Origin of the sequence: Bradyrhizobium sp. F1.13.3 (assembly GCF_040548265.1) — a bacterium.
Classification (GTDB): Bacteria; Pseudomonadota; Alphaproteobacteria; order Rhizobiales; family Xanthobacteraceae; genus Bradyrhizobium.
On record NZ_JBEPRI010000021.1, the window covers coordinates 124,122 to 136,210 of the forward strand.

Annotated in this window: 10 protein-coding genes and 1 tRNA gene; 9 read left to right on the forward strand and 2 right to left on the reverse strand. The window is 59.7% G+C overall.

Annotated features, from left to right (window positions below; genetic code table 11):
* Positions 1-28: 28 nt before the first annotated feature.
* The gene (locus tag ABIB66_RS37345; protein ID WP_275171135.1) at positions 29-409 is read left to right on the forward strand and encodes a hypothetical protein; all 381 of its coding nucleotides are present in this window, start codon (positions 29-31) and stop codon (positions 407-409) included.
* Here the strand turns inward: ABIB66_RS37345 and ABIB66_RS37350 are convergent.
* Complete coding sequence (locus ABIB66_RS37350) at positions 369-1,928, reverse strand: glycoside hydrolase family 17 protein (RefSeq protein ID WP_275171136.1); 1,560 nt, start codon at positions 1,926-1,928, stop codon at positions 369-371. The genes ABIB66_RS37345 and ABIB66_RS37350 overlap by 41 nt on opposite strands.
* Before the next feature lie 329 nt (positions 1,929-2,257).
* Between ABIB66_RS37350 and ABIB66_RS37355 the strand changes: the two genes are divergently transcribed.
* The 8 genes from ABIB66_RS37355 (at position 2,258) to ABIB66_RS37390 (ending at position 11,088) form a co-directional block, all read left to right on the forward strand.
* On the forward strand, positions 2,258-2,854 hold the full coding sequence (locus ABIB66_RS37355) for a beta-1-3, beta-1-6-glucan biosynthesis protein (RefSeq protein ID WP_354258212.1): 597 nt from the start codon (positions 2,258-2,260) through the stop codon (positions 2,852-2,854).
* Between the two features lie 214 nt (positions 2,855-3,068).
* Entirely contained in the window at positions 3,069-5,744 is a 2,676-nt protein-coding gene (locus tag ABIB66_RS37360) for a glycosyltransferase (protein WP_354210043.1), read from the forward strand.
* Between the two features lie 316 nt (positions 5,745-6,060).
* A tRNA-Lys gene (locus tag ABIB66_RS37365) sits at positions 6,061-6,136 on the forward strand.
* A gap of 199 nt (positions 6,137-6,335) precedes the next feature.
* Positions 6,336-7,124, forward strand: a complete 789-nt coding sequence (locus ABIB66_RS37370) for a hypothetical protein (RefSeq protein ID WP_354258215.1) — start codon at positions 6,336-6,338, stop codon at positions 7,122-7,124.
* Positions 7,125-7,257: 133 nt separating this feature from the next.
* Positions 7,258-8,031 (forward strand): hypothetical protein, encoded by a 774-nt coding sequence (locus ABIB66_RS37375; protein ID WP_354258218.1) that lies wholly within the window; start codon positions 7,258-7,260, stop codon positions 8,029-8,031.
* The gene (locus ABIB66_RS37380) at positions 8,018-8,593 is read left to right on the forward strand and encodes a hypothetical protein (RefSeq protein ID WP_354258221.1); all 576 of its coding nucleotides are present in this window, start codon (positions 8,018-8,020) and stop codon (positions 8,591-8,593) included. Before ABIB66_RS37375 ends, ABIB66_RS37380 begins: the two co-directional genes overlap by 14 nt.
* 100 nt (positions 8,594-8,693) lie before the next feature.
* On the forward strand, positions 8,694-9,743 hold the full coding sequence (locus tag ABIB66_RS37385; protein WP_354258224.1) for a hypothetical protein: 1,050 nt from the start codon (positions 8,694-8,696) through the stop codon (positions 9,741-9,743).
* 436 nt (positions 9,744-10,179) lie between these two features.
* On the forward strand, positions 10,180-11,088 hold the full coding sequence (locus ABIB66_RS37390) for a DUF2971 domain-containing protein (protein ID WP_354258227.1): 909 nt from the start codon (positions 10,180-10,182) through the stop codon (positions 11,086-11,088).
* A gap of 499 nt (positions 11,089-11,587) precedes the next feature.
* On the opposite strand, the gene ABIB66_RS37395 is transcribed toward ABIB66_RS37390, so the two are convergent.
* Complete coding sequence (locus ABIB66_RS37395; protein ID WP_354258230.1) at positions 11,588-11,929, reverse strand: hypothetical protein; 342 nt, start codon at positions 11,927-11,929, stop codon at positions 11,588-11,590.
* Between the last annotated feature and the right edge of the window lie 160 nt (positions 11,930-12,089).

The following is a 12,089-nucleotide window of genomic DNA, read 5'->3' on the forward strand; positions in this document are numbered from 1 at the left end:
CCCGCGCCTTCCCGACCATATTGCCACCATGACAAAAAAGCCCTTCCGCCTCACGCCCTACCAGGTGCAGTTCCTGATCGTCGTCGGCTTCGCCAGCGTCGGCTATGCGCTCTATCTGCGCTACCTCGGAATCGAAAACTCGCAGGTCGGTCTCGCCTGCGACGCCGGGCTTCAGACCCTGGTCTGCAAGGCGCGATCGGTCGCGACCGTGCTGTTCAAGAATTCAGTGTTCGGTATCGTCGCGCTGGTGGTGGCGACGTTGAACCTGATGCGGCCGTCGATCGTGCTGCTCACCGTCGGCATCATCGCCGCCGGCCTCGGCATCGTGCTCTACAATGTCGTGCTGTCGGGCCTGGCGATCGGCCTGCTCATTCTTGGATTTGCTCGGCCCGCGCCCGCCACAGCGTGAGCGCGAACAAGAGGTAGATCGCGCAGGTCCACAGCGACTGCCAATTATCGCGGCCCTCGTTGACGAGCACATAGGCCGCCGACAGCGTCAGCACGCCGGCGAAGACGGACTCCGCGATCGGACGCTGGCCGATCTGCGGCCGGTTCAGCATCAGGAGCGCGAACGGCACCACCGCCATCGTCAGCGCAGCGTAAGGGAAATCCTTGTAGCGCGGATCGAACACGAAGCCGAGTGCGGTCTGCGCCGCAATCACCGCCGTCACTGCCAGCGTCAAGCCGAGCACAGCGGTGAGCTTCGACCATTTCCGGCCCTCGCGCGGACCAAGCAGATCGAGAAAGGTCGGGAGGCTGCGGCCGATCACCATCGCCTGCGCGCAGAAGATCGGCGACAGGATGCCGGCCGCCAGCAGCGTGCCCCACAGCAGCCAGCCGCCGATGCCGTAGCTCTCGTAGTACATCTTGTCGGCGCCGATCCCGAGCAGGATGCCGGCCGAGGTCGCCGAGATCGCCACGCCGAGCCAGGCCGAGAAGCGCGGCGTCCACGGTCTGCGCCGCAACGTCAGGCCGGCCACCGCGAACACCAGCACGCAGAGGCCCATGCCGGCGCCCATGTACCATTTCCAGTACGGAAAATTGCTGATCGGCTGGCCCGGCGGATATTTGAGGCTCCGGCGCACCGAGTCATAGAGGCCCCAATAGCCGCCGACGGTGCCTTCCAGCTTGCGCTTCCACGGCTGGTCGTAGGACTCGATCAGATTGACGCGGAATTTCTGCGCTTTCGCCAGGCTCAGGATCTCCGAGACCACGCGCGCCTGGTTGGTGCGCGACGGCAGCGCGCCCTCGCGCATGCGCCCTTCGCTCGGCCAGCCGGTTTCGCCGATCAGGATCTCCTTGCCGGGAAATGCGACCGCCATGCGCTCGCGGATCTGTTCGACATGGGAGGCGGCAAACTTCGCCTTGACCGGGAAGTCCTCCCAATAGGGCAGGATGTGGATCGTGACGAAGTCGACGGCGTCATAGATCTCGCGATTCCTGAGCCAGAACTCCCAGACATCGGCATAGGTGACGGGCACGCTGACCTGCGCCTTCACCGAGCGAATGATGGAGACGAGGTCCGCGGTCGTCATCTCCCCGCGCAACAGCACTTCGTTGCCGACGATGATGCTGGTGATGATTCCGGGGAAATCCTTGGAAAGACGAATGGCGAGCGCCGCCTGCTCGAAATTCTTGGTGCGGTTGCTGGAGAGCCAGATGCCCTGGAGCACTTTCAGCCCGCCGATCCGGGCCGCGATCGCCGGTACCTGGTCGAGCCCGTTCTCCATCGAATAGGTGCGGACGCAGTCGGTGATCTCCTTGAGCTGGCGCAGGTCCTGCTCGATCTGGTCGGCCTCGATATGGGTCCATGCGTTCAGCGGCGACTGCTCGCCGCGGAACGGCGCGTAGGAGACGCATTGGACCTTGTCGGCGGGATCGATCGGGGCGCGCGCGAGCGAGATCGGCGTGGCAAGCCACCACCACACGGCAGCGATCGCACCCAATGAAACGAGCAGAAGCGCCAGTGGCGTACGAAGAGAAATCGGTTCCGTCCTCCGCGAAGGGCCGTCGATTACCTGCTAGCACGGCGTCTGCCAAGGGGGTGACTCCGTTATGGATCCATCCCTCCCCTGAGGAATTTACCTGCGGCCGTTCGACCGAGGCCTAGGATCGTGACTTTGCTGGACAAAATTCCAGATTCAGGCCATGGACTCGGGAGGACTTTTCCGCCGCATTGGAGACCCATTTGGACGCCATCACCGGGCGCGTCCGCGAAGGTCCTGACGCGGACGGGCAGTGATATATTGGGGAATTCATGCGGCAACGGGTGTTCGAGTTACGAAATGCGGTCCTGCGGCAGTTCGCCGCCACCTTGGCCGTTTCTTCCCTTGTCATCCTGATGGGTATCGGCGCGGCCTCCGCCCAGAGCGGCACGCCCGCTCCAGACCAGAGCAAGGCAGCCGCCCAGCCCGCCGACGCGGCCAAGGATGCCGCCCAGAACCAGCGCCGCACCGACGAGTTCGCCGAAGCAGCCCAGGTCATCAACGGTCCGGCCGGCAACCCCGAATGCGTCTGGCTCGGCCGGCGCGTGGTGCGGCTGATGTGGCGGGATGACCTCGATACCGCATTCCGCCATCTCGACCTCTACGATCGCTTCGGCTGCCCCGGCGGCCACATCCAGGCCGCCTTCCGCTGCTTGACCCGCTTCGGTGGCCAGATCGATCCCAAGGTCGCCGAGACCCTGGACAGCCGCGTGCACGCTTGCTGGATCAACCCGGCGTCGCAGCCGCAGCAGGCGGCGGCCGCGGCCGCGGCCTCGCAGCCGGCCGCGCCGGCAGCGGGCAATGCGCAGCCGCAGCCGGCCGCGAGCCCCTCGCCGGCGGCAAGCCCGTCACCGGCGCCCCCGAAATAGCCGCGATTGTTTCAGCCTCCGTTCAGGAACGATCGGCGATAGAGGCAATTGGCACTGCTGCGAATTTCGAAATGTGCATGCCCTCATACGGTCATGAGGCGATGACAGTTGTGAAACCGCGCGGCAGAGGTATGCTCCATTTGCCGCGGACTTGGTCGGATCTCGGGGTCGGATCCGCTTCCCTGCCCCCTCAGCCCCTTTTGGTTTAGCCGCGATGCGGGTTGTCGCCGCCGTTCTGTTGCTTGTGTCCGCGCTCCACGCCGGCCTCTGGGGAGTCTTGCGCGACAAGGAACCCGCGCCCGACTTCAAGGGCTTGCTGCCCAGTGTCTCCTACGCGCCGTTCGAGGGCTCGGCTCACCCCGACATCGACAACATTCCGTCGGTGGAGAAAATCCGCGCCGACCTGAAGACGCTGTCGACGATGACGCGCGCGATCCGTCTCTATTCGTCCACCGGCGGCGTGGAACTGGTGCCGCCGATCGCGGCCGAGTTCGGCCTCAAGGTCACCGTCGGCGCCTGGATCGACAAGGACAAGGATCGCAACGAGCGCGAGATCAAGGCCGCCATCGAGCTCGCCCGCAAGAACAGCAACGTCAACGGCGTCGTCGTCGGCAACGAGGTGATCTATCGCGGCGAGCAGAAGGTCGAAGACCTCATCGAGATGATCAAGAAGGTCAAGGGCTCGGTGCGCGTGCCCGTCACGACCGGTGAAATCTGGAACATCTGGCGCGACAATCCCGACCTCGGCTCCAACGTCGACTTCATCGCCGCCCACGTGCTGCCCTATTGGGAGAACTTCCGCTCGGACCAGGCGGTCGATCAGGCCGTCGACCGCTACAATCTGTTGCGCAACCTGTTCCCCGGCAAGCGCATCGTGATCGCCGAGTTCGGCTGGCCGAGCGCGGGTTACAATTTGCGCAACGCCGACCCCGGTCCGTTCCAGCAGGCACTGACCTTGCGCAACTTCGTCAGCCGCGCCGACGCCATCGGCATGGAATACAACATCGTCGAGGCCATCGATCAGCCCTGGAAATACTTCGAAGGCGGCGTCGGTCCGTACTGGGGCATCCTCAACGCCAGCCGCGAGCCGAAGTTCGCCTGGACCGGGCCGGTGGAGAATCCCGACTATTGGAAGCTGATGGGCGTCGCCCTCCTGGTCGGAATCCTGCTGTCGCTGCCGATCCTGCGGCTGCAGCAGCCGACGGCGAAGCAGGCGTTCCTGCTGTCGGCCACCGCCAATGGCGTCGGCGCCTGGGCCGCCACCGTGTTCGCGTTCTGGAACGGACACTATTTCATCTTCGGCTCCGCCTTCGCGCTCACGCTCGGCATGATCCTGCTTGTTCCCCTCGTGCTGATCGCGATGGCGCGCATCGACGAGATCGCGGCCGTCGCGTTCGGCCGGCCGCCGCAGCGGCTGCTCACGAAAGGCAAGCCGGTCGAGGACGTGCCCGAGAATTATTACCCGAAGGTCTCGATCCACATTCCCGCCTATTTCGAGCCGGTCGAGATGCTCAAGCAGACGCTCGATGCGCTGTCGCGGCTGAATTATCCGAACTACGAATGCGTCGTCATCATCAACAACACGCCCGACCCTGCCTTCTGGCAGCCGATCCAGGATCATTGCCGCGCGCTCGGTGAACGCTTCAAGTTCATCAACGCCGAGAAGGTGCAGGGCTTCAAGGCCGGTGCGCTGCGCATCGCGATGGACCGCACCGCCGTCGACGCCGAGATCATCGGCATCCTCGACGCCGACTACGTCGTCGATCCCGACTGGCTCAAGGACCTCGTGCCGGCGTTCGCCGATCCCAGTGTCGGCCTGGTGCAGGCGCCGCAGGAACATCGCGACGGCGACCTGTCGATCATGCACTACATCATGAACGGCGAATATGCCGGCTTCTTCGACATCGGCATGGTCCAGCGCAACGAGACCAACGCCATCATCGTGCACGGCACGATGTGCCTGATCCGCCGCGCCGCGATGGACATGGCCGGCGGTTGGTCGTCCGACACGATCTGCGAGGACAGCGATCTCGGCCTTTCCATCCAGCAGCTCGGCTGGACCACGCACTACACCAACCACCGCTACGGCCAGGGCCTGCTCCCCGACACCTACGAGGCCTTCAAGAAGCAGCGTCACCGCTGGGCCTATGGCGGCCTCCAGATCGTCAAGAAGCACTGGCGGAACTTCCTGCCCGGACGGAGCCGGCTGACGCCCGACCAGAAGCGCGAATATGGCCTGGGCTGGCTGAACTGGCTGGGTGCCGAAAGCCTCGGCGTGGTCGTGGCGCTGCTCAACCTCGTCTGGGTGCCGATCGTCGCCTTCGCCGACATCGCCATTCCCGACAAGATCCTGACGCTGCCGATCATCGGCGCCTTCATCGTCTCGCTCGTGCACTTCTTGTCGATGTACCGTGCGCGCGTCGCGATCAAGCCCGGCCAGATGCTGGGCGCGATGATCGCGGCGATGAGCGTGCAGTGGACGGTGTCGCGCGCGGTGGCGCAGGGACTGATCACCGAGCACATTGCGTTTGCACGCACGTCCAAGGGCGGCCTGTCCAGGATGTCGATCGAGTTCCAGGCGTTCTGGGAGGCCGTGATCGGTGCCCTGCTCCTGATCGGCGCCGGCGTGCTGGTGGCCTCCAACAGCTATCGTCAGATCACCGAGATCTACATCTTCGCCGGCGTGCTGGTGCTCCAAAGCCTGCCGTTCCTGGCCGCGGTCGCCATCGCCATCCTCGAGCTCAGCCGCATCAACTCGTTCCAGTTCTGGCGCGACAGCGCGATCCGCACCGCCGAGCTGATCGGCCTGCGCCCGGTCGCGCTGCCGACCCCCGCCGGCACGCCGCAGCAAGTGCCGGTGCCAAGCGAGGTCCGGCGGGAGGCGAACTGACGGGGCTCCGAACGCGGCATCCGGCCTATCGGCGAACGTCGCGGGTTCTTCGGCGTGGATGGCGGCCCGCCATTCCGGTTGAAAATCCCGGCTCAAGCATTGGAAACGGCGAGCGAACTCCCGCTGTTGCCTTCAACTTCGGCAACCACCCGAGCTATTGACCTCCGCGCCCCATCCCCCTACACAGCGCGGGCCGAAAGCATGATCCGGAAACAGCCGGTTTTTCCGCAACCCTTGCGTCAAATTGGCGGCAAGACATGCTTTTCCAAATGACCGAAGACGATGGCGATCTCTTCAAAGCCATCGGCGGCCATGGGAGCGCGTAGCTCAGCCGGTAGAGCACGTGACTTTTAATCACGGGGTCCTGGGTTCGAGCCCCAGCGCGCTCACCAAGCAAACTGCTGGAAACTCTCACAAAACAGCTTCAATGTGATCACGTGACCTAGACCTTTCGTCACCTTCGGGTAACACAGGGGTAACGAACTTCCAGAACAAAGATGTACAACTGTGCGCATATTCAGGCAGAAATAGGCGGCGTATGGGGACTATCTGAGTCGCCGCGTCGGGCTGATCGAACGAACGGCAAACTGAATGACCGCACCAAATCCTCAGAGGCAACGGGCTGCGTGGGCAGCAATTGATGATTTAGCGTCCGACGCGGAAAACGTGTCGGTGATCCATTATTCCTGCGAAAGCTTCTACGACCGACCCAACGGGGCATCCCCTCGCATCACCTCCGTTGCTGTCCGCAAATTGGACACCGGCCAGACGTTGTCATTCTCGATTCATCAGGTGGCGGAGCAAGAGGGCATCCCCTTTGCCGACATTGAGGCGAGCTACGACAAGCTTGAACGCATGATGCTCGACGCCTTCTTTGAGCATGTGGGCAGCCACAAGGGGATGAAATACATCCACTGGAACATGAGGGACATCAACTACGGTTTTGCGGCCATTGAGCACCGCTATCGCGTCCTGAAAGGCGAACCTAAAATCATCGATGACGACCGGAAATTCGACCTTGCCCGACTGCTCATAGACATCTATGGCCCAGGCTATACCGGGCACCCTAGATTGGAGACGCTCCTAGAGCAGAATCATATCTCACCTCTCAATTTTCTAAGCGGGAAGCAGGAAGCGGAAGCTTTCGAAAACCGAAATTATGTTGGTCTGCACCAATCCACGCTGAGCAAGGTGGACGTTGTCAGCAACATCTTTGGCAGAACGACGGATCGACAGCTTAAAACCACCACGACATGGTGGGAGATGCATGGCGGAAAGCTACGCGGCGTCGTCCAGTGGCTAGCCGAAAACAAGATAATTGCACTAGCGCTTGCCGTGGCAGGCGTCCTGTTGGGTTTGATAGCGTTGAAGTTCAGCTAGGCGTAGCCGCTAAGCACATTCGCTGGGGCACGGCCTTTACCAGCCCAGCCGGACGAAAGTTTACGCCCGCATTGGTAGTATTATTAAAGCTGCTCTGCTTTACTGATGCGCGACCCCTAAAGAGTTGACGCCAATGGCAAAGCCTCCGAACAAAGCGCCCGGTCCACACGGCAGCGAATATCAGTTCAGGATTGACGCCTATAGCCCGGCCACCATGCCAATGGGACGGCTAGCTCAGTACATGACCGAACTGGCAACGTTGCTCGGCGAGCGGGACGCCGTGCACTTTCGGGGCCTCACGAAGGGCAGCACGATCCTAAACGCGCGTGTGGACCGGGAGGCAATGCCCAAGGTCCGCGCACGCGTGGTAGCCGTACGCGCGGGGGATGCTGGCGGTGATACTCAGCGGGCTTTTAATAACCTGAACAAGCTTCTTAGGGCTGACAATGCGGTCGGCGTGCTGCGTGACGCCGCGCCCCGCGGGGTTGTTGTCCGCTTTCCCGGCCGCGAGGTGGTCGAGGAAAAGTTCACCGTCAAACAACAAGGCTCGATTGACGGCATTGTAACGGGCATCCGCGGCAAAGACAGTTCGATCCACATAACACTGCAATCCGAAACTCAACAGATAACCGGCTGCGAAACCACACGCGCCATAGCCAAACAGCTCGGGGCTAAGCTCTTCGAGCCAGTGCGACTGTTCGGCAAGGGCAAGTGGACTCGCGACGCGGATGGCACTTGGACACTTGAGAACTTCCGGGTGGAAAGCTTTGAAGCTCTCCGTGAGACTCAGCTTACCGACGCGCTCGCGGCTCTACGCGACATTCCCACCGACTGGAGCGACGACGCATATCAAGAGCTGATCGATATGCGAAAGGGACCAGGAGGCAGCAAGAATGGTGGTCATTGATTCCACGAATCTCTTGCTGTTGCTGCGCCCAGGTACCCGTGTTCCGAATGGAGCGGACGGCGCGCCCATCACCCGCCCTCGGGATAGAATCCAGTACTTGGTGCACCGACTGAGTCAGAACAAATCGAAAATCATCATACCGACGCCCGCGCTCAGCGAGGCTCTAGTCACAGCCGGGCCGGAAGCCTCTCAGAAAATCGTAGAGGACTTGCAGAAGTATGCCGTGTTCGCAATCGAACCATTTGACACTCGCGCAGCTTTGGAAGCCGCAGCAATGCTCCGCGCAGCACTCGCCAACGGAAACAAGCGCGGGACGTCAAAATCGCCCTGGCAGAAGGTGAAAGTTGATCGTCAGATCGTCGCCATCGCGAGGGTTCACGGCGCGACAGAAATCTACTCTGACGATGGGGACGTGGCCACGCTCGGGGTGCTCGCGAAGATTAAGGTGATCAGCTTGTCTGATTTACCCCTGCCGCCCGAAAAAGCCCAACTTAGTCTCGAGCTCGAACTCTCCCCTGATCGCACGACAACCGCTGAAGATACCGAAGGTCTCCAGCAATAAGAGCAAACGATCGCACGACGGCGCGGGCGAAGCTGTGAAGAGGCTACCCCGACCAGGATCATTCAACCTTAAATTGGAACGTGGGGGCTGATTGTCGACCATGACATTGAGCACGGAAGAGATAATCGAAGGAGCTTTTTTGGAAGTCTGCCCACCGTCAGACGCAGTGGACTGGCTGAAACGAAGGCGCGAAAGCGCCAGCAAAACGCCGCTTCTCATGCGCGACGACAACAAACACCAAGAAGGAATCCTGCACCTCCGCAATGACGCATTCATTGAGTTCGGACTAGCTCGCTACGGCGTTAACGCAGGCGTCGCCCAACGAATATTCGAGCGGGAACACTTGGGCATCCGTTGCACACTCCTAGCTAGTTTTCCGAGCGGTGGCTTTGATCCTTTTGGTGATCGATTTTTACTTCACGCCTCTGTGCCTACCGACAGCCGGGAGCTTTGCGCGTTATTTTCTAATTCAACACTAAGCGACAGCATTCTTCAAAAGCTTCTCGAACGAAAATCCCCTTTCGAGTCATTAAGCGATGAAACGTTTGAGTCCGCCATCATTGCGCTCGCAAAAAATCCCCGCATGTCCACTCCGTACGATGAAACATATTTGGACGGATACAGGGATCATTCATATCACAAGGTGTTTTCCTGCGCGTGGCAGCTAGCGGCAACACTCCCCGTTACGCCTCGGTGGGCGAGTGTCTTGTACTACCTCTTGAACACATGCCAGCCCGCTCGCGGTGTGGACCCAACGGCGATGATTAGGCGTTGGTACTTTCCAACCGAAAGCGCCGATCAAGTGGACGCGGGATACTTTCTAAGGTCGCGTCTAGCTGATTTGCTTGCAGCGGACAAAGCGCTAGTGGACGCGCGTGATCCGGCACTGCGGTCTTCTTTTTATCGCCGATTCAAGCCGACAGACTTCCCGTCTTGGTTCAAGTTCGCGGAATCAGACCGAGAGCATTTCTTGGATTCCGCTCTCCACAATCCTAATCTTTGGCGAGCTGAGAGGGACCGAGAAACGCTGAGTCAATTAAGTTGGAATCATCCAGACCCCAAATCAGACTTGATGATGGTCAATCAATTTCGAGGGGTCGAAGGACGCATGCGGCAGCAACATCCTGAGTGGTTCAACGGGCACGAGTGAATAGCACGCGTGGCGCATCAGGCGTGGACTATTTGCTGGCGGGGCGGCTAATGAAGACTTTAGTTCATATATTTGCATTCGGAATGGCTTGTGCTTTCGCGTACCAGTCCTACGATTCACTTCGCTCTGCATTTACGGGCACGCAGCCCAATGCATCGGCTCCCAATAAAGACCCGCAAGCGACTAAGACCCGAACTGGCGGCTTTGTGTGGGGGATTATGAGCACCGTACTTGCACTGAGCTGCTTCTGGTACTCCTTTTTTGTATAGTGGCGTCACGGCTGCGAATCAGCCAATCGGGCTTGCGGCGGTGACGCGCGCGAAGCTGTGAAGGCGCTGTTGATTGCGAACGAATTCTTAGAGCGCGAGATGGAAGAGCGAGTATCGCACGGATATGTTCGCGGCGTGAAGCACGGCAGATTCGGAATTTATTCAGGATGATGATTGACGACGATGAATTTGACGCGGTCAGGACCGCAGCTCTGTACGCCGCAGCTAACACTGGTCTCATCCCACGCGCAAGGACATCCCTCTTCAGATACATCAGCATGCGTGGCGGCGCGTGGGACATGCTGGAAAAGACACTGCTAACGAACACCTTGCCGCTTTCTCGCAGCGTAACGCTCAACGATCCCTTCGACAGCAACCCGGTTATCGTCAACGATACGATACCATCCGACATATCTAAGTTTGCGAACGACATGCTTATCATTGGTGGCAAACCAATGAATCTAGATGTCCTTCAAGTCGTTCACCCAAACGGACAGCAAATGTCAGCGGAGCAGTTGCAAGAGTCCACTAAAGCTCTATTGCAATCGATGATGAGAACGCAGAGCCAGCAATGCCACATCGCGTCGTTTTCTAGGCGTATCTCATCCGAATTGCAGTGGAGCCACTACGCTGAAGGGTACAAAGGTCTCGCGTACCATTTTGTTACCCAACCCAAAGACGATAGCGGCTTTAGGTTTCTCAGACCGGTTCTATATTCTAGCCAGCGCCCGATAATCTTGCTTAGTGAGTTTTTGGACCACCTAAGGAATGTCGACACGGGACGTTTTGCGCAAGGTTGGTTCTCTTTCGAACAGCGCTCGTTTCTGACGAAATCTTTGGCCTGGGCTTATGAAGAGGAAGAGCGGCTCGTACAGCAAAACGTGTCTGAAGTTCAGTTTCTTGAAAGCGAATTGGTGTCGGTCATCCTCGGGCCGCGCTTTCCTGACACGGACCTCGATAGATTGAGGGCGATCATTAAAAGGCGGGCGCGGCCGTTGAAGATTTTCCGAGCCAAATCGTCGCCGACTAGCTACGCCATTGAGGTCGAATGGGAAGACGATCTAAATTCCCGGTGAGGCCGAGCTTAGCATTGCCTTCTCCTACTTGCCTGCCTTCCGTTCGGAAGCCAGCCAGTCTGTCAGCGGATCGCTCGATGCGCTCGCCTCGGTAGCCGGACCAGACGCACCGTCGGCACCAATGCCCATCATCTGCAACCCCAAACACTCTGCCCGTCATCAATTGACATCACGGCCGTGCAGTCCTTGGTGGTTTCCCCAAGGTCGTCGACTTTGAGCTTCACGAACCCCTGTACTCTGCGTTCGCTTTCCTGAATCAAATTGACATCAGTGACGTGCACGCCATCACGTTTGCTAAATTCGGCGCGGATGTCTTCCCTTAAAGAACTGATGTCCTTTTTGCTGAACCCGGTTTACCGTGATCGGAGATGTACCAAGCAATGCCCCCGATCAACACGCATAAAGTCAAAAGTACGTTCGCTCTCATTTATAAATTCCCAGGCCGCGGCTCCACCGTGCAATGATGTCGGTTGCGTCGCTGCTTCGCAAGCTGTGAAAGTTACGTCTTTCGGCGGATAAAACGTTGGCGGCTCTTTTTCAAACTCTCGGCCAATGCCAACGCAGCAGCCCGCGAAGCTCTGTTTCTCGCTTCTTCCGTTTGATTGTCTACTGAACTTGCGTTCGTCCCTAACACGCGCATCGGCAGGCGACACTTCTCAATCATCGTTTCGACGTGACGCAGCGTCGTGAAGTACGCCCGGCCGATCTTCACGATCTCAAGGTTGCCGCGCTTGTGCTCCGCTTTGAGCGTCACGGGGGTGACGCTGCCATCAAAGATGATCTCGCAGGCAGCCTTGAGCGAGATCGGTTGATCGGGTCGTAAGTCGTCAACGCCGCGCATCGCGGACTAACTGAGCTTGCGGGAAGTCGCCTTCGAAGCCTCTTCAAAGGCCCGTCCGACATCGCCTGTCAATCGGCTTGCAAATTTGACCCCTCATCGGCGTCCAATTTTGACCCCTTCGGGCGGCGGGGTTTGCTGGTAGCGCTCGTCTCGTCGGAGC